Origin of the sequence: Paenibacillus sp. 7516, assembly GCF_002272715.1 — a bacterium.
In the GTDB taxonomy this organism is placed as follows: Bacteria; Bacillota; Bacilli; order Paenibacillales; family Paenibacillaceae; genus Paenibacillus; species Paenibacillus illinoisensis_A.
The window spans coordinates 10655-37654 of sequence record NZ_NPBI01000042.1; the positions used below are offsets into that span (position 1 = coordinate 10655).

Genomic DNA, 27000 nt, shown 5'->3' on the forward strand with positions numbered 1-27000 from the left:
CAGGCTCCCTAACCGCATTTTTTAAGGTATAATCATAGCCAAACAAACGTACATGAACACAAATGAACCATAATGGAAAATGATAACACTCTTTCTAACAGGGAGGAAAGCGACATGTGGAACGGGGAGGCATTTGTGAATCCCGCCGCGCAGTACCGGATTCATCCCTTCTGGTTTTGGAATGGGGATATGGAGGAAGAGCAGATCAAACGGCAAGTGAATGAAATGTCAGCACAGGGTGTGGGCGGTTTTTTCATCTGTCCGCGTCAGGGGCTGCAGATTCCCTATCTGTCGGATGCTTGGTTTGACAAGGTCCGGATTGCGGTGGAAGCAGCCGAGACCTGTGGCATGCAAGTATGGCTGTATGACGAATACCCCTATCCTAGCGGCATGGCAGGCGGTGAAGTCACCCTAGATTTCCCTGAAGCCAAGCAGCGCCAGCTTGTGCATCATCAGCTGCATGTGCAGGGCGGAGAAGCTGTGAACCATGAGTTGCCGTGGGGACGAATTTTGCTCGCCAGAGCCATTCCGAGAGACACAGAGGGTAACCGGTTATGGGATGAGTCTATTGATTTGCGGCACAACATCGGCAATATCCAAACCGATCAGGTCTATCAGGAGACGGGCCTGACAACGTATAATCGCAAGCGATTTTTTACATATCGGACGGCCTTCCGCCTGGCGTGGGATCCCCCGGCAGGGAATTGGGATGTAATCCTGTTTCAGGAAGTGGAGATGGATGATTTCAAATATTACGGCCATTTTGTTGACCCGTGCCACAGGGAAGCGATGAGCCGTTTTATTGAACTGACACATGACCGATATGCGGAGGCTGTTGGAACTCATTTTGACAGCGTTATCAAAGGCATGTTTTCGGATGAAATTGCGCCGCTCGGACGTATTCCCTGGTCTCCTCAGCTGCCTGCATATTTCCGCGAACGCTGTGGATATAGTCTCATTGATTCGCTTCCTGCCCTGTTATACGGCGATGTTCCGGACTCGGCCCGTATTCGGTATGACTATTATCAATCGCTGCATCTGCTTCTCAGGGAGTCATACCATCAGCAGGTGCATGACTGGTGCGAGAATGCGGGAATCCAGTATGCCGCAGAGGTTCCTGGCGTACGGATGACGACTCAGTTGTTCAGCCATATGCCCGGGGGAGACTCCGCACATGAGAAGATTGGGCGCCCCTTATCCTGGATTCTGGAACGGTACGGCAAAAGAATGCGTGACAATCCGAAGATGGTCAGCTCACTGGCGAGACAGCTGGGACGCAGCCGCAATTTGATCGAGTGTTTTCATAGTGTGGGCTGGTCGATGACGCTGCAGGATGCCAAATGGATGATTGACCGGATGGCAGCCATGGGCACGAATTTCTATAATTTCCATGCTTTTTTCTATACGATTGGCGGGTTAACGAAGCATGATGCACCGCCATCCCAGTTTCTGCAGAATCCATACTGGAAGCATTTCCGCCAGCTTGGAGATTACACGGGACGAATAAGTTATCTCATGAGCACGGGGACAGCCGATATTCGGATTGCCGTTCTTGATCCGACGACGACATTCTGGAGCCTGATGGGCAATCCCCTGCACGGGTTTGAATACAGCGGTGAGGATGAAGCCGAACGGGCGAAACTGGAGCGGCTTACGAATGATTGGATGCGAATTGGTGTACATCTGCTAGAGAACAGACGTGACTATGACCATCTGGACCCTGAGCTGCTGGCTGAAGCCGAACTTGCGGATGGAACGATTCGGATTGGCGCTGCCAGGTACGAAGTACTCATCCTTCCGCCGATGCTGAACCTGGAGGCAGATGCCTGGAAGCAGGTTAGACGTTTTGCTGAGCAAGGAGGAACCGTCATATCAGTCGGACTGCCTCCGTACATCGCAATTCAGGAAGGAAGTCCAGTAGGCAATGAAGCAGCGAACTTCTTCGGTGCAGGGGATCAACCCGAGGAAGAGTATTGGGGTCATTCCCGGGAAACAAGGCAAGGCAGCAGTGAATTAATGTGGCAGCAAGGGGAGGGGGAAGCCTACTTCCTTCCGGTTGGTGCAGGTCAGGGGGATGATTCAACACTTGAATTGATCTCGCTGCTGCTGGACCAGGTGCTGCCAGAGCCTATCTGTTGGATTATGGAGGAAGAGAGTGCTTCCTTGTTAATGCAGACCCGCCAATTATCGGATGGTGAATATATGGTGTTCCTGTCCAACCAGGAGGGTCGGCAATTAAAGGGACAATTGAAGGTTGTTGCCAAGCGGTTATGGAGCCATACGGATATCTCATCGGATCAACGTGTGCTGGCTGAGCGGCTTGATCTGGAGACAGGAGAACGTGAAGTCTTGCCGTTAACCAGCAGCGGCGGTGAATGGTGTATTTCACTCGAGTTTGCTGGGTATGAGGCACATGCTGTGCGGCTGACTTTGCAAGCAAAATCTTCTGAGGATACTTTCGTTGCTATAGGCAAGACCGGAGTGGCTGCATCATTGAGCCCGGCTGCTGTAGATAGGCCATCTGAACCCATTATTATACCTGTAGAAGGGCCATGGCGACTGGAAACCATTCAGCCCAATACCCTTCGGATTGGACAGTTCCGTCTTACGGCAACGAATGACAATGGTGTGGTTTTGGAAAACAAGCATGCAGGCGTGAAGCCTTTTATCGATCAAGCGGCTGAATTGTCGGGACATCATCACCTGCCTGTTCAGTTTAATCAAGTATTTGGCACACCGAAGAAAGCGGCAATTGCCTATCCGATTCAATGCCGGTACACCACAGCTTTTGAACTGGGAACGGCTTTGCCCGAGTGCAGCATATTTATGGATCGTTCAGCCATAGCAGGGACATGGATCATGGAGGTCAACGGCAAAACAATTGGTCCTGATCATTTCGAGTCCGTTGAGATCACAGATTATACCAACATTGGCTGTGATATCAATGAGTGGCTGCGCACAGGTTTGAATGAAATAACGATTACGGTACAGGTCACGAAGGATGAGGAAGGAATCCTCGATCCACTGTATTTGCAGGGACGGTTTGGCGTGGAGTTTCATCACGAAGGGATGGTCTCCTTGGTACGTGAGCCGGATACGGCCATTCGGATCACACCTGAGCCACAGCCCCTGTATCCGTATTATGCAGGAGAGATGAGCTATAAACGCAGCTTCTGGCTGGATCAGCCTGATGCGGATGCCGAATTCTTTGAACTCGAATTCAGTGAATGGCTTGTGCAGGATGTGGCAGAGGTTCTGGTCAACGGCCATAGCCTTGGCGTACGATGCTGGTCTCCGTATCGCTGGAGTGGAGAAACTTCATGGCTCCGTTCAGGAGACAACGAGATCGAGGTACGCATCACCAATACGTTAATTGGTCTGCTCGAAGGTACCTATTTTGATTCGGATAGCCATAGTTTGCATGAGACTGGTATTGGATTAGTTGAAGAATAAATTTGGAAATATGGAGGAGGAGCATATGAGTACAACCCAATCAGGACAGGAAAAAATGGCACCCGTCTGGGTCGCAGATCAGGGAGACGGGACGTATCGCAACCCCATATTGCATGCCGATTATTCTGACCCTGACGTCATTCGTGTCGGCGAAGATTTTTATATGACCGCTTCAAGTTTCTCGCACATACCCGGGCTGCCCATTTTGCATTCGAAGGATCTGGTGAACTGGAAACTGGTGCAGTACGCCATTCAGCGACTGGATCTGGCAGGGTATGATGTACCGCTTCATGGCAAGGGTGTATGGGCACCAAGCATCCGGTATCATGACGGGAAGTACTGGATTTTCTTCAGCACGCCGGATGAAGGCATCTTCTTGACAACGGCCGATCATCCCGAGGGCGAATGGTCGCCTCTTCATCTGGTCCATGAGGTGAAGGGGTGGATTGATCCTTGCCCGTTCTGGGATGAAGATGGTCAAGCCTATTTGGTTCACGCCTTTGCTAAGAGCCGCGCTGGCATAAAAAGCAAGATTAAGGTGTGCCGCATGGCTCCGGATGGAAGCAGACTCCTGGATGAAGGGCAGATTGTTTTTGACGGTACAGCTCATCACCCTACGATTGAGGGACCGAAGTTTTATAAGCGGGACGGGTACTACTACATCTTTGCCCCCGCCGGGGGTGTGAAGCCTGGATGGCAAACGGTTTTGCGTTCCAAGCAGGTGTTTGGCCCTTATGAGGACCGGATTGTTATGCATCAGGGAGGTTCCGATGTTAATGGTCCTCATCAGGGGGGATACGTGGAACTGGAGTCAGGAGAGTCATGGTTCATTCATTTTCAGGATCGGGATGCATATGGCCGAATCGTTCATCTTCAGCCCATGAAGTGGAACGAAGACGGATGGCCTGTCATTGGTGTAGACCGTGAAGGAAATGGAACAGGTGAGCCTGTGGATGTGTACACCAAACCGGATGTGGGTGCTGCCTACCCGATTACTGTGCCTGATGTTTCAGATAATTTCCAAAATGATCGCATAGGAGTCCAGTGGCAGTGGCAGGCCAACTCCCGTCCCGAATGGGCAGAGGTTGTTCCAGACAAGGGACTTGTATTACATATGCATCCTTACCCGGAAGGCATACAATCTCTATTCGGCGTTCCGCAGCTGCTTATGCAGAAGCTTCCTGCCTCCGCCTTTGAAGCAATAACCAAGCTGAACTTCTTGCCGAAGCAGGAGGGTGACCGAGCGGGGCTCATTGTTTTTGGTGATGATTATGCTTGCCTGAGTCTGTCTCAGACGGACACTGGAGCAGTCAGATTGTCCCTGCTCCGCGGAGCCAAACAGCCAGACAACCATTTGCATGCGGATGAATCGGAAGAAACCGGACTGGATTGGAGCGAGCATGGTTCACCGGAAACCGGTTGGACCATTCATCTCCGCTTTTCACTGGAGGAACCCGCTCGCTGCCAGTTTAGCTGGAGTAAGGACGGAGAAGACTTCCAGCCCATTGGTGCACCGTTTACGGCGACAACCGCACTCTGGGTTGGTGCGAAGATGGGGGTATTTGCTCTAAATACGCGATCTGCGAATCGTGGAGGCCAAGGCGTTTTTCGATATTTTAAGGTGAACGAAACGGTGTGAAAAAAGTGTGAGGAGGATGAGATACAAAATGGGGAATCGCATTCAGTTTGATCGATATCCTGGCGGTGTGATGAAGGCACTGACGCTCAGTTATGATGATGGTGTGGTCCACGACCGGAGGCTGGTGAATATTATGAATCGCTATGGACTGCGTGGCACTTTCAATCTGAACTCCGGTACGCTGGGGAAACCGGGGCGAATTGAGCCGGAGGAAGTCGCTGAACTGTACGCAGGGCATGAAGTGGCTGTGCACACGGTTACTCATCCTACATTGCCTTATGTACCGGATGAGCTGTTGAACGAAGAAATCATGGAGGATCGCCGAGCACTGGAGCAGCTTGTTGGTTATCCGGTGAGGGGAATGGCCTATCCCAATGGAGGGTTTGATCGCGAATTAAGCACCAAACTGGAGTGGTTAGGCCTTGACTATGCCCGGACGGTTGAATCCCACGGCAGATATACGCTGCCTGAACGCCCGCTTGAATGGCATCCGACCTGTCATCATAAAAATGACCTGGCAGCGCATGCCGAGCGTTTTATCCAGCATTCCAAAACGGGTACACCGCTCCTGCTCTATGTTTGGGGACACAGTTATGAATTCAATGACAACGACAATTGGGAGATTATTGAACAGTTTGGCGAGCAGATCGGCGGCAGGGACGATATATGGTACGCGACGAATGTTGAGATCATTGCCTATTGGAAAGCGGTCAAGCGACTCGAATGTTCAGCAGACCGATCCATCATTCATAATCCGTCGGCCATATCCGTCTGGTTCACGGCAGATCAGCAGGTCATTGAAGTGCGTGCAGGGGAGACATTGCGTTTAACCGAACGAATCACGGTATAGGGAAGGGGCTGATGATCATTCGCTATTTTCATGCAAACGAGTCGATTGCAGGTAAGGTGCATCATTCAATTCCGGATATTCTGACGACGGTAGCCCAGCGTTATATCGGCGATCATCCCAAACATTCTTTTTTGTTCCGGGCCTACCACCGTGGAGGTTTCCGCAGACTGGGAGATTACCGTTACGATCTGAACCTGGACGAAAAATGGCCAGAAGCGAGTGCAGGGCAGTACGTATACGTATGGGGCAAGTTATGGAGCGAGCAGGAGACTACGCTAAACACGGGTCTGAACTGCTACAGTCCGGTAACGATTTATGTGAACGGAGTAGAGGCCTTCAAATCCGAGCTGCTGCAGGAGCTATTTCCCGAGCGAAGAACCCAGATTCCGATTTCTGTGAAGGCTGGCTGGAATGACGTCTTGCTTTGTTTTGTCAAAACAGAGGTTGGCTTCGGCGGCATTTATGGTACCGCTTCCTTCAAAAATTTCCCGCTTCATTTCCTCACTCCGGGAGTGGATCGGCAAGGTCAGGAAGGCTGGCTGTATTCCGAGCCTCTTGATGAACCTGTAACTTCGATTCCCCATGACGGAATGACGGAAGAAGAAACAGGGCTTTCCTGGTATCCACGAAGAGAATGGACAGCAGAAGAGCGGGAGGCCGGCTCTTTCGCGAGGATCTTTGGTACAGAACAACCAGCCGTGGCCTACGCGTGGACCAAGCTGGATGTAACATTGCCGGGATCATCTCCTGTGATATTGCAAGGTCAGCATGAAGGTGCTCTGCATTTGTACCTGGATGGTAAGGAAGTATATACCTCAGGCAAAAGTGGACCTTATCGTGTGGAACTGCCTCGCCGCTATGGATTATCCGATCTGGTGGCACGAGGGGAAACCAAGGCCGGGGAGACCCATTGGGGATTCACACTGGAATCGCCCGGGGGCTCCGGTTCGGATGGGTGGAGATTGAGTTCTCCGCATCCGGTTGCGGGCACTTCAGATGTATGGCTGTATACCGGGAGATTTGCTCCGGGTTCTGAACCTCCACCCACAGATATTGTCGTGACCGATACTGTTTATGATGATGGATCGAAAGGTGTATACTGGCATGTGGATCAGCCGGATACGAGCGTTCGCCCATATCTCGAAAATACACATTACGGAAAATGGAATTATCCACTGGGGGTCACCTTGCTTGGACTTCTGCGTATCGGCCAGGAGCTGAATCGTGACGATTGCATCCAGTATGTTCGGGAGCATATCGGCCTGAGTACTTCGTTCGACCGTTACGGTCTATGGGACCGTGAAACCTACGGTGCAGCAGGAATTAACAACCAGTTGTCAGCAATCGACAGCCTGGATGATTGTGGTTCGTTCGGATCAACGCTCCTGGCTGCAATGGAACTGGGGGACATTCGCGGGGGGCGAGATACGGCAGATCGGATTGCCCGTTACATTACGGATGAGCAGGAACGGCTGGAGGATGGGGCCTTTTATCGTGTTCGCGGAAGCGGAGAGATGCGCCACGAAACAATGTGGTGTGATGATCTGTACATGAGCACACCATTCCTGATGCGTTATGGTCAGCTGACGGGCAATACGGCGTATTGGGATGATGCCATTAATCAGTTCCTGTTGTTCCGTCAATATCTCTATATTCCTGAACAGCAGATCATGTCTCATGTGTATGATTTTGTCCGAGGACGGGCGACAGGCATACCATGGGGGCGCGGAAACGGATGGGTTCTCTTCTCCCTGACCGAGCTATTAAGCATTCTGCCTCAGGATCATGCAAGGCGTTCGGAATTGCTGAGTTTCTACCGTGATCTGTGTCAGGGATATTTGGCGCTGCAAGGGGAAAACGGTCTATGGCATCAGGTGCTGAACCGTCCAGACTCCTATGAGGAAACTTCATGCACGTCGATGTTCATCTACGCCTATGCCCGTGGAATTCGCGAGGGCTGGCTTGAGACACCTGCGCCATATCTGGAAGCTGTCCGCAAAGGATGGGATGGCATGACAAGGCTGTCCATTGACTACAAAGGCAATATATATGGTGTATGCCGCGGGTCGGGTTATTCTTTTACAGCGCTCTATTATCGGGACGATCTGGGCTGGATTCTGAACGATACTCATGGGATCGGCATTGTACTTCTGGCAGGGATTGAAGCGCATAAAATGAACTTGCGGCTGAGCCAAATGGACGTTACTGAAGAAGAGGATACCATGCAGAAGGCTTGAACAAATCTATAAATCAACTAATTATAAGAGGACTATTTTACGGGGGATTTGACCTGAAGTAGTCCTCTTTTTGGGATCTTAATTATATGATTTTTATATTTTATTGAAAGAAGGGCAGCTTTGATTCTCAGCACATATGTATTCTGATTTCATTTAGTATTAGTAATAAGTTTGTCAACAGAGGCACGAAATGTATCATAATCAAATGAACTGGTTACTTCGTATCTTTGATAACCTTTCATACTGCCAATAGAAATTTGTTTACTATTATCGACTCCGAAGTTGACGATTTCTCTATGAGTACTCTTATCATAGATGTAAATGTTATAGATATAAAGCGAGCTTTTGTCTTTAATTGGTGTACTTATTTTCTGAAGTTTAAGATTTGATAATTGATCTAATATGTCCTGAAAGCCATCCATATCCATTAGAAGTGTTTGAATTTCTTCATTTGTCTCGGGTGAATTAGGCACACGAACGATAGTTAGATACGCATTATCCACATTATGGACCTCGTCAAGAACAGCCTTTTGAAAGGTTGTATTCAAGGTAACCAAATAATAAATCGCAAACGCAGCGACTGTAATGACGATTCCAATAATTCCACTCACTAGAGCACGATTCTGTTCTCTCATTAGTCACTCCTTAGTTCGAGGTTCCATATACATCAATTTAATCAATGAATGTCTGAAACGATAAATTCAAGCTTAAAAAACTCACCTCCAATCTTGTATATCGGGATCATACCTAGATTTTTAAAACAGCTCCAGCTGCTCAGGCCCATCCTCTTCCTCATCAGATGTGCGATCAGGGAATGGTCGGATCGGCATATCCAGCAGCTCCATCATCATTTGTGCATTGGCTGCTGCATCACCACCCGAATTGTTATTAAAAATCACATAGACATCCTTACTCTGCTCGTGCAGCTGTTCCAGATATCCTTTCCATTCCATCAATTCTTCCTTGTTGTACCGGTACAAGTAACGGGTCTCCCGCCAGTTGGGTGCACCGTTCTGGTGCCAGCCTGACACATTGCGTCCGTGCATCCGCACAAGGGTCATCTCCGAATCTGTCGCCTGCGGCACAATTGGAATGGAGCCTGAGCCTGCCTGTGGCTCGTCACAGACACTGTGAATCCAGCCTTGTTCCCGCAGAAAAGCAAGTGTCCGCTCACGCATGCCATTCTCGTACCAACTGCGATGGCGAAACTCGAGCGCACACGGAATGCCTTCCATTCGTAATCTCACCTCACGCAGCTCGTTAACATTATCACGATTGCAGTCAAACCACGGTGGATATTGAAACAGGGCTGCCCGCATTTTGCCGGCTTCCATTACCGGCTCCAATGACTCCCGAAAAGCCTTGTACATGTCTGAGGTACTGGTGAAATAAGGTTTGCCCCTTAGATGCCCGGTCATCCCCTGATACGCTTTGACGATAAACGAAAAGTCATCCGGTGTTTCAGCTGCCCAGCGTGCCATCCGGTCCCGAGGCTGAACAGCATAGAAGGAACTGTCGACCTCTACGGTCGAAAAGTACTGCCCATATAAACGCAGCTTGTCCTTGGCTTTGGTACGATCGGGGTACAGATCATCATGATCTCCCCATCCTGTGAGTCCAATATGAATCATAATAACACCTCCTGCTGTTCTGTCTCTAAAGCTTATATATAGTTAACCGGTTTGCGGGCACGTGACTATGTTTAACATTATATAGGGCCAATTCAGGCCGTTCAATGAACGGAAGCCGCTGGAAATCTTTGAGTTTAAAGAATAAAGAAGATACAATGACTACAAGCTTAGGTATGATCAGCCCTATATCAAGTACGATACAGAGAGAACAGGGCCATTGACCATGTGGAGGGCGATACGAATGACGGAATGGTATGAAGATAGCTTTGGAGAAGACTACCTTCTCGTATACAAGCACAGGGATGTGCAGGGAGCATATGAAGAAGTACATAAAATGATCAATTGGTTAAAACTTGAGCCGCAGGCACGGGTTCTGGATCTATGCTGCGGTATGGGACGGCATTCCTTGGCCCTGGCAGACGCAGGCTTCCGGGTCACCGGAATTGACCTGTCGGATGTGCTTCTGCGTGAAGCGCGCCAGATGGACACCGAGAATCGGGTGGAATGGGTTCATGCCGACATGCGTAATCTGCCGCTCCAAGGTGGATTTGATGCGGTAGTCAACCTGTTTACATCTTTCGGTTATTTTCGTGAGGATGGTGAGCAGCTCAAGGTGCTTCAGGGCATCCGTCATATGCTGAAGCCTGGCGGCAGCTACATTATTGATTTTATGAATACGGCTTACGTAACCCGTCATTTGGTTCCGCATTCCAAACGAGAGACGGAAGGGCATCGGATTGAGGAGTTTCGCCAGATCAAGGACGGATTTGTGCAGAAAGAAATTCACATTACCGATTCAGGGTCCAGTCAGAAACCCCGGATTCATGAGGAACGTGTCAAGCTATACACCCGCGAACAATTAAGTGATCTGCTGCAGGAGGCGGGGCTTGTGGTAGATCAGGTTCATGGAGGTTATGACGAAGAGCAATATGATGAGCAGGATTCCCCGCGCATGATTTTTGTGGGTCATCGGCCTGTGGAGTAAGAACAGCAGGGAGGAGAAGCAAATGAAACGAACGGAAGCAATCAGCATGCCAGAGGGCATGCATCGGCTCCAGATCACGATGTCTTTCCCGCTGCGATGGGTGAACAGTTACGTGCTCTATGATGCTGATGGAAGGATAACCGTGGTTGATCCAGGCCCGCGCAACCAGGGAACAGAACAGGAATGGCAGGAAGCTCTAACCAATCTGGGGTTGTCTTTTCAGGACATTGGTCAAATCGTGCTGACCCACCATCATCCCGATCATCTTGGATTGTCAGGGTGGATGCAGCAGAAGTCGGGGGCGCCTGTACGTATGTCTGCCAGGTCGCGTCAGGAGGCAGATTACATGTGGGGCCCGAGTGCAACCATTGATGCCGTACTGCCTGAATTTTATCGCCAACATGGGATGCCGGATGAGAAGACCTTACAGATCCGTGAACATATGAAGGGATTTATCTCTCAGATCACTCCCTTGCCGGAAGTGACGTTCATTGAAGATGGGGACTGGCTGGATATGGGCGGCAAAAGGTGGATAGCCATCGAGACAGGTGGACATGCCCCAGGACATCTATCCTTTTATGCACCAGAATCCAGAGAGATGTTGTGCGGTGATGCCGTACTGCCACAGATTTCGCCCAATATCAGCTTGCAGCCGGGAAGTGATGCCCAGCCATTGTTATCTTATCTTCAGGGGCTGCATCGTCTAGGGAGTTTGGATGTCGAGAAGGCATATCCGGGACATCGAAATCCATTCAGTCATTTTACGGAACGAACCTCTCATCTGCTAGCCCACCACGAGGAGAGGCTTCAGAAGATGGATGAGCATATTGCTCAGTGCCCGTCGAACGGGTATGACGTTTGTGTTTCCTTGTTTGGTGATCGATTGGGCACACATCAGCTGCGCTTTGCCATGAGTGAAACGCTCGCTCATCTTCAGGAGTTGATCCGGCGTGGGCATATTGTGCAGGAACAGAGAGCGGATGGATCATTTTTATTCAAAAAAGCATAACGGAGTTAGTTGAAAATAGGAAAAGCAATTATTCATAATGGTAAAGGCTCTGTAAGGAGAGAACATCTCCTGTTCAGGGCCTTTTTGTGTATACGGAATTTGAGGAAATGGAAAGCTTTAGTCTTTCTTAACGGTTCATTCATCTGCTTTTAATCCAGGGCCCCTAAGATAAGTGCATGAACTTCGCTAGAGAAAGTAGGGAAGAGCGATGAACAGAAAGAAACGAAATCAATGGAGAAAATGGCAAGCCTCAGCGATAGCAACATTAACGATGGCTGCACTCTTTCAATATGTAAGATCCTCAGATGCCTTTGATGTTGCATATGCAGCAGCCAATGGAACAGATACCGAAAGCTTACCTGCAAGTCAGTCGAATACCAGAGACGATGTGATGGATGAATGGACAGGCAGCTTTGTTCCGAATCAGGAAGAGGAACATGGAGACCGGAGCAGATCCTATGGCCGGAACTTCAGTCAGTCTGATGGTGAGTCTGATTTCGGAACTGGCAGCGGCAGTTACCAGTCACGCACAGGTGCATCATGAGCCCCGCTGCAGAGACCACGCGTCCGTTTAAGTTCAGATTCCGTGCTATGAACACGGATGTGGAGGTTCAGCTGGTAACCGCCGGACGTGAAGAAGCTGAGCATGCAGCAGCGCTCGTGAAAAACTGGTTTGAAACACAGGAGCAGCGCTTCAGTCGGTTTATATCCAATAGTGAATTGAATCGTCTGAATCGATCAGTGGGATGGATGCCAGTTTCCGCTGCCATGGATGAGGTATTGAGTTTGGCATACGGATATATAGGTCAGACGGAAGGGATTTTTCAACCGGGCATTTCAAAAGCTCTTCGGCAATTGGGATATGATGTCAGCTTCGAACAGATCGGGCAGTATGAGCGAGGCATAACGCAGTCACTACAGTATACCTTAACCAAGGTTGCCGCACTAATTCCGGAAGAGGAGCGCGATTATACCTGTCCAGGATGGATGCACAGAGAGGGCAGCCGGATGGTACATCTGGATCCCGGCATTGAACTGGACCTGGGCGGCATTGTGAAAGGCTGGGCAACGGAACGTATTGCGGATTGGCTGCAGCGCACGCTTCACATTCCTGCAGGCATGATTAATGCGGGAGGAGATATTCAGGTCTGGGGTACGCCTGTGTCTTCTGCATGGACTGTTTATATCAAGGACCCTTTACTGGATAAACGCAATCTGACTGGAAGCATTCAGTTAGACTCCGGTGCGGTTGCGACTTCAGGAATTGCACGAAGACAGTGGCAGCAGGCGGATGGAAGTCTGTCCCATCATTTGATTGATCCGCGGACAATGAAGCCGGCTGATACGGATGTGGTGCAATGCACCGCTGTAGGCCAGCATGTCTCGCAATGCGAGATTATCGCGAAGACCGTCTGTATCCTGGGAAGTGCTGAAGCGATGGGTTGGTTGAACAGGCATTATGACCGGCATGATGTTATATGGATGACCCGGGAAGGTAAGTTCTGGTTCAGGGGGGATACGGATGCACTCGAAGAGCGATGGCCAGGCTTTGAACCGGACCACTGCTTCAGCTTTATTTAAAGATAAGTATTAGCATTCATTTATATAGACGCAAAGTGATGAAATGATAAGTCTATCAGATGTGGGGGAGCCGGTTATGGCACAATGGATTGTTGATTATGTACCGACGTGGAATATCATTCGTATTAGCGGGATAGCCGCTTATCTGCTGCTCTTTGCTGGTGTCTTTCTGGGAATCGCCCAAGGGATGCCTGCCGCCAAAGGCAAACCGAAAGCCACTATGTACCAGTGGCATACCCGGACGACCTGGCTTGCCTTTGGACTTGGTATCCTGCATGCACTAACCCTGTATATCGACCATTACAGTCCATTTACCTGGAGTGAACTGCTTATTCCGTTTAGCGCCTCAGTACATCCGGTTGGCAGCGGGCTTGGGACGTTATCCTTTTACGCCTTGCTGATCGTGCTGCTCTCCAGTGATCGGCGTAACAAACTGGGCCGCAAATGGTGGTTTATGTTCCACATGCTGTCCTATCCTGCATTTATCGGTTTGCTGGTCCATGGCATGATTACAGGTTCCGATTCGGGGAATGTACTGATGCGTTTAATGTACGTCTTTACCGGTTTGTCCATCCTTGGCATTACGGTGCTGCGGGGGCTTCTGCGTGAACGCAAAGGACCGCAAATCACAATTGGACCGAATCGTTCACAGTCACAGCCAGCCTTGGAACGCACATGGGGCGAGGCATACGGACTCGTTGGTGCGGGGAGACAGGAACGATTAAAATAGGCATAACATCTGATGTATATACGAAAAAGAAGCGGCCCAAGGGCCGCTTTTTTCCATGAACTCGTCCTTAATAGACATGTCTCATTTCCATATGACAAATGGGGGTTAAACGACATCATCACTGACCGGCTTCTGACCTAACGCTTCTTCCAGCTCCGACTGTTTGCGGTGCGCGATTCGGCTGCTTGCAGCCGAGGCTACGGCACCGACAATATCATCCAGAAACGTATGTACAGGTCCCAGGCTTTTATCGTTCAGCCGTTCAAGTACACCAGGCTTAAGCTTGTCTACATAACCGTAATTCGTGAATCCGATGCTGCCATATACATTGACGATGGAAAAGGCAAGAATCTCATCCACACCGTACAGCCCTTCATCATTTTCAATCATCTCCTGCAAAGGCGAAATGAGTTGACCCTGCTCTGCCAGCAGATCCAGCTGAATGCCTGTCAGAACGGCGTTCTGCACTTCCCGCTTGCGAAGAACCTTCTCCACGTTATCGATACATTCTTCCATCGTAAGATCCGGATAGTACTTTTTCTGCAATAACATGACCAGTTCTGCGATCTCAGGGATCGTGACGCCCCGCTTGTGCAGCCATTCCCTTGTAGCGTCCGCGACTTTGCGGCTGTTCAGGCTGTAAGGGATTTTTTCTTGTTCTGGATGTTCCATGGGCGATTCCTCCTCTGAAGTTAGCAATGTCCTTACACTTGATTCCTAATACGTATTAACCCGTTTTGTGTTTCTTTCTTTCAATATTGTTTTTGCTTGGTGCATCAAGGCTTGTTTAAAAAGTAGTTATTTTTTGGACGAAGGCTCGTATACATGGTAGTACAAACTGTAAAAATGATGAGGGGGAACGTGATCATGAGTAAGATCCGATATATGCGTACGGCATCAGCAGCAGCGCTGCTGAGCATTCCGATGGTGTTGTCCGGCTGCGGCATGTTTAATGCACAGTCATCCGAGGCTATCGATCCACCGCCGCCCATCCAGGAGGCAGCTATGATTCAGGCAGCCGAGGGCAATGGGACACTCGCAACCCTTCCGCTCACAACAGTCTATTTGCAGGATCAGCAGGGATTGCTCGCTCCGGTATCACTGACGCTTCCCGCAGGTTCGGACGTTAGTAGTCCGAAGACTGCCCTGGATACACTAGTAACAGGTGGTGCTTATGCAGGTATGCTGCCTGAAGGATTCCAAGGCGTTCTTCCACAAGGCACGGTGGTGCAGAATGTGACGGTTCATCCTGATGACAAGCTTGCAGTCGTGGAGTTCTCAGGTAACTTTGCCAAATACGACGCCAAGGATGAGCGCAAAATGCTGGAAGCCGTCACGTGGACGTTGACAGGTACACCGGATGTGGAGAACGTACAGATCTGGGTGGACGGCAAAAAGCTGACTCAAATGCCGGTAAACAGTACTCCGCTTCCTGAACCGCTGAATCGGGCGGTAGGTATCAATCTTGATTTGGGAGACACGTTCACCACCAACAGCAGTCCAGTCACCGTGTATTTCTCAGCTGCTTCGCCAGCGGGCATTCAATATTATGTTCCGGTTACCCGCTTGGTCACACCAGGTACGGACCGGGTGCAAGCTGCGCTCAATGAGCTGATTAAAGGGCCAGCCAAAGGTGGTGAACTAGAAGAGGTTATGACAGGCGGCACCGAACTGCAATCCGTTAAAACGGCGGAGGATGGAACCGTTACGGTCGCACTCAAAGACGATATGTTCGTCGAAGGAGATGCCGTGCCAAGCGAGCTGCTGCAATCGGTCGTATTGACAACGGCGGAAAATACAGCGAGCAAGGATGCCAAGGTTCAAATCGAGTGGAACGGCCAAAAAACCGTCATGGGTGACGATAATCGGGATTATAGTTCGCCGGTCTCCAAGCCCGAGTATATCAATGAAATTCCGATCTAGGATTGGGACAAAATCGGGGACGGGTAACAGAGTCTTTGGCGGATAGATGCTTTTAACAGAACTCTTTGGTAAAATAAAAAGGATTAGTAAAGTGGGACTCAGTTCAACAATTACAGGATGCTTAAGTCGTAGGAGGCAGAAATGATGAGATCTAACGGACGAACCAGCGAACAGCTGCGGCCGATGAATTTAACAATTAACACAAATAAATACGCCGAAGGTTCTGTACTGATTGAAGTCGGGGATACGAAGGTTATCTGTACCGCAACGGTGGAGGAACGCGTTCCTCCTTTCATGAAAGGTCAAGGCAAGGGATGGGTTACCGCAGAATATTCCATGCTCCCCCGTGCAACACATACTCGGAATCAGCGTGAAGCGAACCGCGGGAAGCTAACTGGACGTACGATGGAAATCCAGCGTCTGATCGGCCGTGCACTTCGCTCTGTGGTTAACCTGCAGGCACTTGGCGAGCGGACCATTACCCTGGACTGTGACGTCATTCAAGCGGACGGAGGGACTCGTACAACGTCCATTACCGGCTCGTTTGTTGCGCTGGCACTGGCTGTGAACAAAATTGCCCAGCAGCACCGCCTGCAAACCTTCCCCATCACGGATTTCATTGCAGCTGTGAGTGTAGGTGTAGTGGGAGAACAGCCTGTTCTGGATCTGAATTATGATGAGGATTCCAAGGCAAAAGTAGACATGAACCTCGTCATGACAGGTGGCGGAAAATATGTAGAGCTGCAAGGAACAGGTGAAGAGGCCCCATTTGACCGCCGTGAGCTGAATGCCATGCTGGAACTGGGTGAGCAGGGAATCCTGGAGATGATTGAGCGACAAAAAGAAGTGCTTGGACCGATTGCGCTCAAGATTGGCGCTAGTGGATTAGGAGAAGCCTAAGATGCATCTGGACAGCCCAATCATCATTGTTGCGACCCGGAATCAAGGTAAAGTAAGAGAGTTTGCCCATGCATTTGCACCCCTTGGCAAAGAGGTCAAAAGCATGTTCGATTATCCCGAACTTCCGGATGTCGTGGAGGACGGGGTAACCTTTGCCGAGAATGCCTGGAAGAAAGCAAAAGCGGTAGGAGATGCGCTTGGTCTTCCTGTGCTGGCCGATGATTCCGGACTTTGTGTGGACCTGCTGGATGGGGAGCCGGGTGTGTATTCGGCAAGATATGCTGGCGAAGGGGCAACGGATGCCCTGAATAATGCCAAGCTGCTTGCAGCGCTGGAATCCATCAAATCCGGTGAGGATACGCAGCAGCCACTGCTCAGTCCGGCACGCTTTGTATGTGCCCTGGTTCTGTATGACCCGGCAACAGGGGACAAGTTTGAAGCGGAGGGTACAGCAGAAGGCTGGATTACGAGTGAGGCTGCCGGTGGTGGCGGCTTCGGGTACGATCCTCTGTTCTATGTACCTGAATACGAGATGACAATGGCCGAGCTTACGCTGGAACAAAAGCAGGCCATCAGTCATCGTGGTCATGCACTGCGAGCACTTGTATCCCGGCTTGAAGGCTGAATCCTGGTTAAGGAGCCTTATAAATCAGGTATAACACCATAAGCAAAGATGAAGGCGTTAATGGAAGGAGTATCATTCCTGAAGATTGTGGAATGGACTCCGGCTATTAGCGCTTTTTTTGATATCACCAAGAAGTGCACAGAATCGGAGTGTATAGAACCAAGGTAACCATTGGTGATCATAATTTATATCCATCCATATACCTAACAGGAATCTACCCTTCGAAACTAACCAAAACAGAAACATATGTTCTCTTTCCTAGTTAATGAAGTATAGCCATTTCGTGTTTGAGAATCCTCCTGGGACTGGAGTTGGAAGAAGTTGCAAGCCCCGTACAGGATGGGGTAACATTCAAATTAACGAATCAAGAATGAACTCAATCGGAGGGATTAACCAATGCAGGAAGTGAAGCTTACGGTATCTTATGATGATTATGAGAACGGTATCCGTATGGAGAATTTGATCAGGGAATTGGCTGCCAAACCCGAAGCGGGTTCACTGGAAAGTCTGGTTATTGGAGACTGGGGACAAGCTTACGAGAGTTCTCCGGACGAATTTATGAATGTTCTTATTGAATTGGCTCCAAGTTTTCCGTCAATAAAAAAGCTGTTCATTGGAGATATGGGCTTTGAAGAGTGTGAGGTCTCCTGGATTATTCAGACTGATCTGACCCCACTTTTGAAGGCTTTTCCAGAACTGAAGTCCTTTACGGTGAAAGGCAGTAGCGGATTGAGCCTTGAACCCTTGCAGCATGCCAAGCTTGAAGAGCTGATCATTATTTGCGGTGGACTGCCTCAGGAGGTGCTCGCTTCCATCACCAATGCTCAATTGCCTGAGCTGCGCAAGCTCGAATTGTACCTGGGTGTAGATGATTATGGCTTCGACGGTTCACTTGAAGATGTGCTTCCGCTGCTGGAACAGGGACGATTCCCCAAGCTGGTGTACCTTGGCCTGAAAGACAGTGATATTCAAGATGACATCGCCAAAGCCGTGGCACAGGCTCCCATTGTAGATCAACTGGAAGTACTGGACCTTTCCCAAGGGACATTGTCGGATGAAGGAGCTGAGGCTCTGCTTGCCAGCGACAAGATTAAGAAGTTGAAGCATCTCGATCTCAGCTACCACTACATGACAGACGAAATGCTCATTCGCTGGAAACGTTCAGGCTTATCCGTTGATGTCAGCGATCAGCAGCAGAGTGATGAAGATGACTGGCGTTATCCGTCATTAACGGAATAAGGGATGTCAGGCGTTACGACGAACCAAACAGACCGGAGACTACGATCCCAAAGTAATGAGAGGCACATAGAACGGCCGTTTTGGTTGATCGGAAACCCGGATAATCGCAGAACCAAAGGCTTGCAGCAGGCAAGGCTGCAATGTGGCATGAGCCCTGCTGAAGTGATCCCCTATGCCGACGTGCTCAAGACCTGGAGACAGGGTGGATCCTTGGCCGACGTGGTCAATCCAAGTGTAAAACGCAAGGCTACAGCGGAAGTGGCACCCCTGATTCGAATTGATGCACCGGGAGAACAATGGGATGTAGAGCGTGAATTGTTATCTCTTGGCGCGAAGGATGGTGATCCCAACACTGAACCATTGAGCAGAGAGTCGTTTACGGCAGAGGAGGCGCTTGAGCTGCGGCAGGATTGGGGGCGCATCTATGCACCTGCCCAGTGGTTTAATGGCTGGAAAGGCTGTCTGAAGCGAATTGGAAGTGAAGTGGGTGAATTGTGGCCTTCTGCCAGATTCCTGAACGATCCAGAAGATATTGCTACCATGTTTGACAAAAGGAAGTGCCAACAGCATTTATCGGCTCACAGAGTTGATGTTCCTCCCGTACTCCAGTCTCCAGAGCGAATTTTGAGTTATTCGGATCTGCGCGCAGCCATGCAGGCTTCAGGCATGTACCGGGTATTTGTTAAGCTTGCCTGTGGCTCGGCGGCATCAGGGGTTGTAGCTTATCAGATCAACCCGCGAACGGGTGCAGAGATAGCTGTTACCACTGTGGGGATGACAGTGGTTAAGGGTAGGCCGGTTTTCTACAACGAAGGCCGCATGCAGAGGTACACCCGCAGGGAGGAGATTGAGACTCTGCTGGACTGGTTATGTGCTGAAGGGGCTCAGGTCGAGCGATGGATGGCCAAGGCTTCATATGGCTCGCGTGTATTTGATATTCGTCAGCTTGTAGCTGGCGGTCATGCAGGTCATGCGATTGTGAGGCTGAGCCAGACGCCTATAACGAATTTGCATTTACGCAACGAACGGATGCTGCCAGAGGAAGCAGGTGTGAACGACTACAGGCTGGGTTTGGTCCAAACCGCTGCTCAAACAGCGATGGCAGCATTTCCGAATTCATGGTCTGCCGGCATTGATGTCATGCTTAGTGGCGGGGATAACCCGCGTGCCTATGTTCTGGATGTGAATCCGTTCGGTGATCTGCTGTACCACGTACAGCACAATGGACTGGGAACATATGAATGGGAGATGGATATTTTGCGAAAGGAGCCTTACGAACATGCCTGATATGAACACCATTGTTGGCTCCCATGATCTGTTAATGATTACCCTGGACACGTTAAGGTATGACGTAGCGAAGCAGGAGGAAGCGAATTGTCCCAATCTGTGCGGCTCGGGTCCCTGGGAGAAACGCCATACCCCAGGAAGTTTTACATATGCGGCACATCATGCCTTTTTTGGTGGTTTCATGCCTACGCCCGCCAATACGGACAAGGCCTCGCATGTCCGGCTGTTTCATTCCCGTAATACCGGATTGAAGACTCACCCGCATACCTGGCTGTTTGATGCACCGGATATCGTATCTGGTTTGGCGGAGGAAGGATACCGTACAATTTGTATAGGTGGAGTCATATTTTTTACGAAAAAAAATCCACTGGCCAAAGTGCTGCCTGGTTACTTTCAGCAGAGTTATTGGCGAATGACCTTTGGAGTTACCAACCCTCGCTCGACAGAGCATCAGGTCCAGTATGCATTGAAGCTGCTTGAACAGATACCACAGGCTGAGAAAGTATTTCTTTTTTTGAATGTGTCGGCCATTCATGGTCCCAATCGCTATTTTGTGGAAGGGGCAAGGGAGGACTCTGTTCAGACTCAACGGGCTGCCCTTCGGTATGTGGATCAGGCGCTGGGGCCATTGTTTGATGCCATGCGGGAGCGTTCGCGGCCAACGTTCTGTCTTGCATTTTCGGATCATGGAACAGCTTATGGTGAAGATGGATATCAGGGGCACAGACTGGCCCATGAAGTCGTCTGGAATGTGCCTTATCGTGAATTTGTTTTATAGAGTGAATTGCAGCCATTTATTTTAATGTGAATGAAAACAACCGGAGACAGGAGGAAACCGATGGATAATCCGTCTGAGTTTACAACAACAGGTCATTCCGCAGCGTCCGGATCCAATACGACCACAGGTCTTAGGGAAGTACTGACTTTACCTTATCGCTCTTATCTATACTCTTATCCGCATAAGACGGCATACCGGGAATTGGACCCGCCGCTGCCCTTGGGGCCGCTCTGGGAACGTGAGAATACCGACACGTATTTTTTATATATGCATATTCCGTTTTGCCCTGCCCGCTGCGGATTCTGCAATCTGTTCACTTTGCCTGACCGGCGTGACGATACACATGAACGTTATGTGGATGCACTGGAACGCCAGGCGAAGCAATGGGCTCCCATGACCTCACGCAGACCGTATTCCAGGTTTGCGATTGGTGGCGGGACGCCAACATTGCTGAATGAGGTTCAGCTGAATCGGTTGTTTGACATTGCGGAAAATGTGATGGGACTTGATCCCGCCCATGCTTCCATCTCAATAGAAACCTCGCCTGACACCGTGACTGAAGGGAAGCTTGCGTTACTGAAGGAACGTAGCGTGGACCGCGTCAGCATGGGGATTCAGAGCTTTATTGAAGCCGAGGCTGCAGCAATTTATCGCCCGCAGAAACCACAGGAAGTAGAGCGCGCACTGGAGAAGCTTACTCGGTACGACTTTCCTTTGCTGAACCTGGATTTGATCTATGGTCTTCCCGGCCAAACGGTGGAGTCATGGCTGTATTCGCTTGAACGTGTCCTGTCTTATGAGCCGGGAGAGATTTTCATTTATCCGCTGTATACCCGCGAGAATACAATCGTGAAGCCGGAGGATATTCAGCGTCAAGGGCCGGATATTCGCATGGAGCTATATACTGCGGCAAGAGAAACGTTAAAAAGCCGGGGATATGTTCAGTATTCCATGCGCAGATTTGCAAAAGAGTCATCCTCGCTTGCAAGCAAAGAGCTGCTGCCGTACAGCTGCCAGGAGGAAGGTATGGTTGGCCTTGGATGCGGTGCCCGTTCCTATACCAGCGAAGTACATTATGCATCAAAATACGGGGTGAGCTATAAGGCTACCCAGAGTATCATCGCCGATTATGTGGCTGCCGAGCGATATGATGTTGCTGATTATGGCATTGTGCTGAGCAGGGAAGAGCAGAAACGCAGATTTATTTTAAACGCACTGCTGCATCGGGAAGGTCTGACTTTGGATGATTATTTCCAGCGGTTCGGAAGTGAAGTTATGACGGATTACGCCTGGCTCTCCGAACTGCTGACAGAGGGAATGGCTGTGATTGAGCAGGAGAATGGACATCAGGTGCTGCGTTTAACTGAAGAAGGTCTGGGATATTCCGATGCTATTGGAGATTGGTTAATATCTGCCGAGATTCGCGAGCAAATGGAAGGGTTCGTGTTCTCATGAGAGCAACCTTGTATTATCGGGGGAAGCTGTCGTCCTGTAATTATGATTGTCCCTATTGTCCGTTTAGCAAAACCGTGGATTCCAAGGAGACGCTGGAAACAGACGAACAACAATTACGTCAGTTCGTCGATTGGGTGAAGGCGCAGGAAGAGGTTGGACACGAATTGTCCATTTTCTTCAATCCATATGGGGAGGCTCTGGTCCGGCGCTGGTACAGGGAAGCCATGGTTGAATTATCACATATGCGCCATGTCCATAAGATTGCTGTGCAGACCAACCTTTCCGTTAAGTTGGATTGGGCCCGTGAATTGAATTCCGGGACAGCTGCTTTCTGGGCAACCTATCATCCTCGTGAGACCAAGGAGTCTTCTTTTATTAACCAATGCCTTACTTTGCGTGAAATGGGTCTTGAATTCAGCGTGGGCACAGTGGGACTCCGCAGTGCATTTCCTGCCATTCAGTCCATGAGAGAGGCGCTGCCGGACGATATCTACATGTGGATCAATGCCTTTAAGGATAAGCCTAATTATTACGAGCCGGAAGAGGTTGCCTATTTGCGGTCGATCGATCCGCTGTTTGAGGGAAACTTACGGGATTATGAGAGTTATGGCAAAGGCTGTGCGGCCGGCTCGGAGGTATTTTATGTGCAGGGTTCTGGACATGTAAAAAGATGTTATAAGGATCGCCGGATTATTGGCCATTTGTACCGTGACGGGTTGGAAAAGCTGTCTGCGGATCGGCCCTGCAGGATGAAAAAGTGCGGCTGTTATATTGGATACGTTCATATGACGGACTCTCCATTCAGGGAGATTTATGGCCGTGGCTTGCTTGAACGAAACCCGGAATCCGTTGTGATGACTCGATGATTTCCTAAAATAAGATGGAGATCATGAATGCTTCTAAATTAACACTTATGGCTAAGCTAAGACGGGACAATAATTAAAGAGGGGCGCCCAGGTGAATGCATAAATGCTGTTCACCTGGCACCCTCTTTTTAAACTACATTCTGTTAACGAATGGCAACCTTATATGTGCGCAACCAGGAGTTAATCTGTGTCAAGTAAGCAAACAGCTGTGGACCGGACATGAGCTGCCCAAACCAGGGCAGATTAGACGAAGCATCAGGTGAAGATGCCAGCTTGCGAATCTGGGCCTTGTCAATCAAAGGCAGAATCGGCGAAGATGCATCATCAAGGATATCCAGCACCTGCTGCTTAACGGCCGCTAAATATTCCGGATTATGTGTTTTGGGATAAGGACTCTTTTTACGATATAAAACATCGTCAGGCAATACACCCTCTAACGCTTTTCTCAGGATTCCCTTCTCACGGCCGCCCGTTATTTTCATTTCCCAGGGAATGTTAAATACATATTGAATCAGGCGATGATCACAGTAAGGAACTCGAACTTCTAGCCCTGCCCCCATACTCATCCGGTCCTTCCGATCAAGTAGCGTAGGCATGAATCGGGTGATGTTCAAATAGGACATGACACGCATTTGTGCTGCCTTTCCGATCTCCCCATCCAGCAAAGGAACCTCAGCCACAGCATCCGAATACCGATCGGCAAGATAGTCCAGTGGTCTGATCCACTCCCGAATGTCTGCAGATAACAAACCTGCACGCATGTCAGGTGCTACCGACCAAGGGAACGTTCCTGAATTCAGCATCTCGTCCCGATGGAACCAGGGGTACCCTCCAAACACTTCATCGGCTGCCTCCCCCGAGATGGCGACGGTTGCCCCTTTCTTGATTTCCTTACAGAACAAATAGAGAGAAGAATCCACATCCGCCATCCCGGGCAAATCCCGAACTAACATTGCCTGATTCAAGGCATGAACCAACTCTCCATTCTCAATCTCGATCCAGTGATGATCTGTCTTCAGTTCATCCACCATACGCTGGATCCAGGGGCCATCTGCACCAGGCTGGAACGAGTGCGCCTGAAAGTGCTTGGCATTATCCACGTAGTCGACGGAATACGTACTAACTTGACCTTGACCCGTTCGGTTGTAATAGTCTACGGCCAGTGCTGACAGGGCACTGGAGTCGAGTCCCCCTGACAGAAGGGAACAGACCGGAACATCTGAAGCGAGCTGACGCTCGAGTGTATCCTGCAGCAGACGCCGTACCTCGGCGGCAGTCTCATCCAGATCATGCTCGTGAGGCTGGCTTTCCAGCTTCCAGTATGCGTAGGTTCGGATTCCATTCCGGTTGAAGATGAGCGCATGGGCTGGTTTGAGTTCATTCAACGAGGAATAGACACCGTGTCCAGGCGTCCTGGCCGGACCTACGATAAATACTTCTGCCAGGCCCTCGGGGCCAACAGCAGCTTCGACATCGGGGTGAAGCAAAAGGGATTTGGGTTCGGAGCCGAATACGAGAGCGTCTTTTGCATTGCTGTAAAACAATGGTTTGACGCCAAGGCGGTCACGTGCCATGAAGACCTGTTCGCGTCCTCCATCCCAGATGGCAAAAGCAAAAATGCCATTAAAACGGTCTACACATGCCGGTCCCCATTCGATATAAGAGGCGAGCAAAACTTCCGTATCACATTGAGTACGGAAATGGTGCCCCCGTTGAAGCAGCTCTTTCTTCAATTCGGGTGCATTGTATAGTTCTCCGTTATACACGACGGTATAGGAGGTGTCTCCCTGTAACGCATGCATGGGCTGAGCCCCGTTCTCCGGATCCATTACGCTGAGCCGGCGATGTCCAAATGCACAAGGATTGGAGATCCATGTACCTGAAGCGTCGGGCCCCCGGTTCGACAAACTGTCCGTCATTCGGAGCAGCAGTTCCGATTCCTGGGTCAAATCCCGATTCCACTGTATGAAGCCGGTTATACCGCACATGGTTGTTCATCCTTTCTTAGTCGATTCGTTGATCCTGTAGAGTGTTGCATGGCATGGAGCCAGCGAATGTTGTCTTTTTCGTCAGAAGTCGTAACAAATATATGCCGAAAGCAGGCATAAAATGTCTGTCCTCTTCGGAAACTATATCTAGGAACAACTGCCTCAGCATGCCTGTGAAGGAGAGAATGGACTGTGGACAAAACAACCTATTATGTTTCTGTGGGTGGACGTTCCGTTTTGCAGGATCAGCACGCAGCTGCTTATGAATGGGTTATTCAGGCGACACCTCAGGAAGTAGACCATCTAATGGGACTCCTCAACCTGATGCAGGAAAAAGAGGAAGAGGCCTTTCCAGGAATGGTGTTCCCATGGCCGGATACACCTGAAGAAACGGTGAATCGGGCATATGAAGCTGTTTTACAGCAGGTGTATCAAGAGATTTACCGTTTGGGAACACCGGAGACAAGACGAGAGATCGAACAAAGTACATGAAATGATAAGGAGCGATAACAATGTATGCAATTCAGGATGCCAAGATCCGCAGATTAACCGAGGTGGATGGATTGTCTTGTGCAGAAGTGGAGGTACAGCCAGCAAACGCAGGAGATCCTTCTTTATTAGTATATGTAGCGGCAACTCAGCCTGGAAGCACATTGGAAGTGGTAAGGATTGTACGCAACCATTCGGATGCTGTTCTGGATTGGTACAACAACAATATGCACACTGCTTTTGAGGACGCAACGGAGACAGCGTTTCAGAACAGTGAAGGTATAACCGCTGGAGAAGATAAAGCCCGGTTCCAAAGTGAATTGTTAGCGTTTGGGCTGCTCGGTCCAACCCTTCAACGTTACTTAGTTGGTCAGGCGTAATCATCTTCCAGCATGGATAATGGAGCTAACCCGGAGCATACTACAACCAAGTTCCGGGGAGGTGATAGCAATGGCTTCCAAGTTCAAGAAAAACAAAGGAAACCTTTACGCGCATCATACCGAGTTTGCCGGGGAAGTGCTCGCCGTTAACAGCAAGCGTCCTACGCTTAGAAATCCATGGCGTAAGGGAAACAAGTAACCGGAATGAAGAACCCGCCGTTTCTTTTGGAAACGGCGGGTTTCTGCATGTAATCTGATGGTAAGGACGGTGTAGAAGTCAGGCATACTCACGAAGGACTTGAATCCCTTTGACGATATTGTAAATAAAGCTTAATCCATAAATCACAAAGAACAGAATGACATAACCGATGGCGCCACCGATGCTCTGGGAGGTAACGAAGAAATAAAAGAGGGGAATGGCAGCGAGAAACGGGAAAACGTGTGAAAACAAGGCCCGTTTGGCATGTCCCTCAATATAATTGTCCCGCGCAACAATCCAAATGATAATCGGAAACAGAAAAGGAGCAAAGAAAATACTGAAATAGGATAAGGCGGACAAAAGCTGTCTCATAACAATTCTCTCCTTCTTGGAATGAATTCAGGTGTAAAGGTATGTATGCAAAAGATTACCCATCCACGCTGACAATGAATAGTCTATGTTCCATATGGGGTATAAACCCTGCCATCAACAATATTGCCTGCGAATCCGGATCATATTCGATCGATTGAGAAGCATATGAAATTATACGTAAATGAATGTAACTGGATGCAACTTATTAATTTTTTTATAAAAGTATTGAAAAATATAGAAAACCGAGTATAATAGAAATCGCGCCAAAAATTTTATTTATACATACTTGTCTCAGTAGCTCAGCAGGATAGAGCAACGGCCTTCTAAGCCGTCGGTCGGGGGTTCGAATCCCTCCTGGGACGTTCAAGAAAGCTTCCTACGGGA

The 27000-nt window shown here is 49.6% G+C and carries 25 protein-coding genes and 1 tRNA gene; 21 read left to right on the forward strand and 5 right to left on the reverse strand.

All coding sequences use genetic code 11. The features are described from left to right. The first annotated feature begins 114 nt into the window (after positions 1-114). The 4 genes from CHI14_RS27810 to CHI14_RS27825 are packed head-to-tail and all read left to right on the forward strand — an operon-like array spanning position 115 to position 8179. Positions 115-3453 carry a glycosyl hydrolase gene (locus CHI14_RS27810; protein ID WP_170948296.1) on the forward strand — a complete coding sequence of 1113 codons (3339 nt, stop codon included), beginning with the start codon at positions 115-117 and terminating at the stop codon, positions 3451-3453. Between the two features lie 25 nt (positions 3454-3478). After that, entirely contained in the window at positions 3479-5092 is a 1614-nt protein-coding gene (locus tag CHI14_RS27815; protein ID WP_170948297.1) for a glycoside hydrolase family 43 protein, read from the forward strand. 28 nt (positions 5093-5120) lie between these two features. Continuing rightward, the gene (locus CHI14_RS27820; protein ID WP_170948298.1) at positions 5121-5942 is read left to right on the forward strand and encodes a polysaccharide deacetylase family protein; all 822 of its coding nucleotides are present in this window, start codon (positions 5121-5123) and stop codon (positions 5940-5942) included. 11 nt (positions 5943-5953) lie between these two features. Then, a complete protein-coding gene (locus CHI14_RS27825) occupies positions 5954-8179 on the forward strand; it encodes a glycoside hydrolase family 88/105 protein (RefSeq protein WP_249281265.1) in 2226 nt (741 codons plus the stop codon). A gap of 149 nt (positions 8180-8328) precedes the next feature. Here CHI14_RS27825 and CHI14_RS27830 read toward each other — a convergent pair whose 3' ends face one another. Together CHI14_RS27830 and CHI14_RS27835 are read right to left on the reverse strand one after the other, a co-directional pair. Further along, positions 8329-8814 carry a hypothetical protein gene (locus CHI14_RS27830; protein ID WP_095293266.1) on the reverse strand — a complete coding sequence of 162 codons (486 nt, stop codon included), beginning with the start codon at positions 8812-8814 and terminating at the stop codon, positions 8329-8331. A gap of 120 nt (positions 8815-8934) precedes the next feature. Then, positions 8935-9810, reverse strand: a complete 876-nt coding sequence (locus tag CHI14_RS27835) for a DUF72 domain-containing protein (protein WP_095293267.1) — start codon at positions 9808-9810, stop codon at positions 8935-8937. A 241-nt stretch (positions 9811-10051) separates the two neighbouring features. Here CHI14_RS27835 and CHI14_RS27840 point away from each other — a divergent pair, with 241 nt between their 5' ends. The 5 genes from CHI14_RS27840 to CHI14_RS27860 all read left to right on the forward strand — a co-directional run bounded on the left by CHI14_RS27840 (position 10052) and on the right by CHI14_RS27860 (position 14115). Further along, complete coding sequence (locus tag CHI14_RS27840; RefSeq protein WP_095293268.1) at positions 10052-10795, forward strand: class I SAM-dependent methyltransferase; 744 nt, start codon at positions 10052-10054, stop codon at positions 10793-10795. A 22-nt stretch (positions 10796-10817) separates the two neighbouring features. Beyond that, a complete protein-coding gene (locus tag CHI14_RS27845) occupies positions 10818-11804 on the forward strand; it encodes an MBL fold metallo-hydrolase (RefSeq protein WP_141236740.1) in 987 nt (328 codons plus the stop codon). 208 nt (positions 11805-12012) lie between these two features. After that, positions 12013-12348, forward strand: a complete 336-nt coding sequence (locus CHI14_RS27850) for a hypothetical protein (protein ID WP_141236741.1) — start codon at positions 12013-12015, stop codon at positions 12346-12348. Further along, positions 12345-13385, forward strand: a complete 1041-nt coding sequence (locus CHI14_RS27855) for an FAD:protein FMN transferase (protein WP_095293270.1) — start codon at positions 12345-12347, stop codon at positions 13383-13385. Before CHI14_RS27850 ends, CHI14_RS27855 begins: the two co-directional genes overlap by 4 nt. A 76-nt stretch (positions 13386-13461) precedes the next feature. Continuing rightward, positions 13462-14115 (forward strand): ferric reductase-like transmembrane domain-containing protein, encoded by a 654-nt coding sequence (locus CHI14_RS27860; RefSeq protein WP_170948300.1) that lies wholly within the window; start codon positions 13462-13464, stop codon positions 14113-14115. 105 nt (positions 14116-14220) lie between these two features. Here the strand turns inward: CHI14_RS27860 and CHI14_RS27865 are convergent, their stop codons facing one another. Continuing rightward, the gene (locus tag CHI14_RS27865; protein WP_095293272.1) at positions 14221-14787 is read right to left on the reverse strand and encodes a phosphatidylglycerophosphatase A family protein; all 567 of its coding nucleotides are present in this window, start codon (positions 14785-14787) and stop codon (positions 14221-14223) included. Between the two features lie 195 nt (positions 14788-14982). Between CHI14_RS27865 and CHI14_RS27870 the strand changes: the two genes are divergently transcribed. From CHI14_RS27870 to CHI14_RS27905, 8 genes are all read left to right on the forward strand, one after another. Further along, a complete protein-coding gene (locus tag CHI14_RS27870) occupies positions 14983-16038 on the forward strand; it encodes a GerMN domain-containing protein (protein ID WP_095293273.1) in 1056 nt (351 codons plus the stop codon). Positions 16039-16179: 141 nt separating this feature from the next. Continuing rightward, positions 16180-16938, forward strand: a complete 759-nt coding sequence (rph, locus tag CHI14_RS27875; RefSeq protein WP_095293274.1) for a ribonuclease PH — start codon at positions 16180-16182, stop codon at positions 16936-16938. A 1-nt stretch (position 16939) separates the two neighbouring features. Then, positions 16940-17563, forward strand: a complete 624-nt coding sequence (locus CHI14_RS27880; RefSeq protein ID WP_095293275.1) for an XTP/dITP diphosphatase — start codon at positions 16940-16942, stop codon at positions 17561-17563. Between the two features lie 396 nt (positions 17564-17959). Beyond that, the gene (locus CHI14_RS27885; protein ID WP_095293276.1) at positions 17960-18802 is read left to right on the forward strand and encodes an STM4015 family protein; all 843 of its coding nucleotides are present in this window, start codon (positions 17960-17962) and stop codon (positions 18800-18802) included. An 84-nt stretch (positions 18803-18886) separates the two neighbouring features. Further along, a complete protein-coding gene (locus CHI14_RS27890; protein ID WP_249281266.1) occupies positions 18887-20089 on the forward strand; it encodes an STM4014 family protein in 1203 nt (400 codons plus the stop codon). Continuing rightward, positions 20082-20867, forward strand: coding sequence for an STM4013/SEN3800 family hydrolase (locus CHI14_RS27895; protein ID WP_095293278.1), 786 nt, complete (start codon positions 20082-20084; stop codon positions 20865-20867). Before CHI14_RS27890 ends, CHI14_RS27895 begins: the two co-directional genes overlap by 8 nt. A 60-nt stretch (positions 20868-20927) precedes the next feature. Continuing rightward, positions 20928-22322, forward strand: coding sequence for an STM4012 family radical SAM protein (locus tag CHI14_RS27900; RefSeq protein WP_095293279.1), 1395 nt, complete (start codon positions 20928-20930; stop codon positions 22320-22322). After that, on the forward strand, positions 22319-23188 hold the full coding sequence (locus tag CHI14_RS27905) for an STM4011 family radical SAM protein (protein ID WP_095293280.1): 870 nt from the start codon (positions 22319-22321) through the stop codon (positions 23186-23188). Before CHI14_RS27900 ends, CHI14_RS27905 begins: the two co-directional genes overlap by 4 nt. A 143-nt stretch (positions 23189-23331) precedes the next feature. Here the strand turns inward: CHI14_RS27905 and asnB are convergent, their stop codons facing one another. After that, positions 23332-25176: an asparagine synthase (glutamine-hydrolyzing) gene (gene asnB / locus CHI14_RS27910; RefSeq protein ID WP_095293281.1), complete on the reverse strand. Its 1845-nt coding sequence runs from the start codon at positions 25174-25176 to the stop codon at positions 23332-23334. Between the two features lie 192 nt (positions 25177-25368). Between asnB and CHI14_RS27915 the strand changes: the two genes are divergently transcribed. The 3 genes from CHI14_RS27915 (at position 25369) to CHI14_RS30725 (ending at position 26244) form a co-directional block, all read left to right on the forward strand. Next, positions 25369-25668, forward strand: a complete 300-nt coding sequence (locus tag CHI14_RS27915) for a hypothetical protein (RefSeq protein WP_095293282.1) — start codon at positions 25369-25371, stop codon at positions 25666-25668. A 20-nt stretch (positions 25669-25688) separates the two neighbouring features. Continuing rightward, positions 25689-26045 (forward strand): hypothetical protein, encoded by a 357-nt coding sequence (locus CHI14_RS27920; RefSeq protein WP_095293283.1) that lies wholly within the window; start codon positions 25689-25691, stop codon positions 26043-26045. A gap of 70 nt (positions 26046-26115) precedes the next feature. Further along, the gene (locus CHI14_RS30725; protein WP_255248063.1) at positions 26116-26244 is read left to right on the forward strand and encodes a hypothetical protein; all 129 of its coding nucleotides are present in this window, start codon (positions 26116-26118) and stop codon (positions 26242-26244) included. Positions 26245-26322: 78 nt separating this feature from the next. On the opposite strand, the gene CHI14_RS27925 is transcribed toward CHI14_RS30725, so the two are convergent. Then, complete coding sequence (locus CHI14_RS27925; protein ID WP_095293284.1) at positions 26323-26616, reverse strand: magnetosome magnetite crystal formation protein family; 294 nt, start codon at positions 26614-26616, stop codon at positions 26323-26325. A 288-nt stretch (positions 26617-26904) separates the two neighbouring features. Here CHI14_RS27925 and CHI14_RS27930 point away from each other — a divergent pair. Then, positions 26905-26978, forward strand: a tRNA-Arg gene (locus tag CHI14_RS27930). Positions 26979-27000: the final 22 nt, after the last annotated feature.

Excerpts from the sequence above, each read along its gene's own strand:
- CHI14_RS27925 (WP_095293284.1), bottom strand. The coding sequence starts at position 26,616 with ATGAGACAGCTTTTGTCCGCCTTATCCTATTTCAGTATTTTCTTTGCT.
- CHI14_RS27900 (WP_095293279.1), top strand. The coding sequence starts at position 20,928 with ATGGATAATCCGTCTGAGTTTACAACAACAGGTCATTCCGCAGCGTCC.
- CHI14_RS27830 (WP_095293266.1), bottom strand. The coding sequence starts at position 8,814 with ATGAGAGAACAGAATCGTGCTCTAGTGAGTGGAATTATTGGAATCGTC.
- CHI14_RS27880 (WP_095293275.1), top strand. The coding sequence starts at position 16,940 with ATGCATCTGGACAGCCCAATCATCATTGTTGCGACCCGGAATCAAGGT.
- CHI14_RS27855 (WP_095293270.1), top strand. The coding sequence starts at position 12,345 with ATGAGCCCCGCTGCAGAGACCACGCGTCCGTTTAAGTTCAGATTCCGT.
- CHI14_RS27840 (WP_095293268.1), top strand. The coding sequence starts at position 10,052 with ATGACGGAATGGTATGAAGATAGCTTTGGAGAAGACTACCTTCTCGTA.
- CHI14_RS30725 (WP_255248063.1), top strand. The coding sequence starts at position 26,116 with ATGGCTTCCAAGTTCAAGAAAAACAAAGGAAACCTTTACGCGCATCAT.
- CHI14_RS27815 (WP_170948297.1), top strand. The coding sequence starts at position 3,479 with ATGAGTACAACCCAATCAGGACAGGAAAAAATGGCACCCGTCTGGGTC.
- CHI14_RS27845 (WP_141236740.1), top strand. The coding sequence starts at position 10,818 with ATGAAACGAACGGAAGCAATCAGCATGCCAGAGGGCATGCATCGGCTC.
- CHI14_RS27905 (WP_095293280.1), top strand. The coding sequence starts at position 22,319 with ATGAGAGCAACCTTGTATTATCGGGGGAAGCTGTCGTCCTGTAATTAT.
- CHI14_RS27895 (WP_095293278.1), top strand. The coding sequence starts at position 20,082 with ATGCCTGATATGAACACCATTGTTGGCTCCCATGATCTGTTAATGATT.
- CHI14_RS27825 (WP_249281265.1), top strand. The coding sequence starts at position 5,954 with ATGATCATTCGCTATTTTCATGCAAACGAGTCGATTGCAGGTAAGGTG.
- CHI14_RS27820 (WP_170948298.1), top strand. The coding sequence starts at position 5,121 with ATGGGGAATCGCATTCAGTTTGATCGATATCCTGGCGGTGTGATGAAG.
- CHI14_RS27810 (WP_170948296.1), top strand. The coding sequence starts at position 115 with ATGTGGAACGGGGAGGCATTTGTGAATCCCGCCGCGCAGTACCGGATT.
- asnB (WP_095293281.1), bottom strand. The coding sequence starts at position 25,176 with ATGTGCGGTATAACCGGCTTCATACAGTGGAATCGGGATTTGACCCAG.
- rph (WP_095293274.1), top strand. The coding sequence starts at position 16,180 with ATGATGAGATCTAACGGACGAACCAGCGAACAGCTGCGGCCGATGAAT.
- CHI14_RS27850 (WP_141236741.1), top strand. The coding sequence starts at position 12,013 with ATGAACAGAAAGAAACGAAATCAATGGAGAAAATGGCAAGCCTCAGCG.
- CHI14_RS27835 (WP_095293267.1), bottom strand. The coding sequence starts at position 9,810 with ATGATTCATATTGGACTCACAGGATGGGGAGATCATGATGATCTGTAC.
- CHI14_RS27885 (WP_095293276.1), top strand. The coding sequence starts at position 17,960 with ATGCAGGAAGTGAAGCTTACGGTATCTTATGATGATTATGAGAACGGT.
- CHI14_RS27865 (WP_095293272.1), bottom strand. The coding sequence starts at position 14,787 with ATGGAACATCCAGAACAAGAAAAAATCCCTTACAGCCTGAACAGCCGC.
- CHI14_RS27920 (WP_095293283.1), top strand. The coding sequence starts at position 25,689 with ATGTATGCAATTCAGGATGCCAAGATCCGCAGATTAACCGAGGTGGAT.
- CHI14_RS27860 (WP_170948300.1), top strand. The coding sequence starts at position 13,462 with ATGGCACAATGGATTGTTGATTATGTACCGACGTGGAATATCATTCGT.
- CHI14_RS27870 (WP_095293273.1), top strand. The coding sequence starts at position 14,983 with ATGAGTAAGATCCGATATATGCGTACGGCATCAGCAGCAGCGCTGCTG.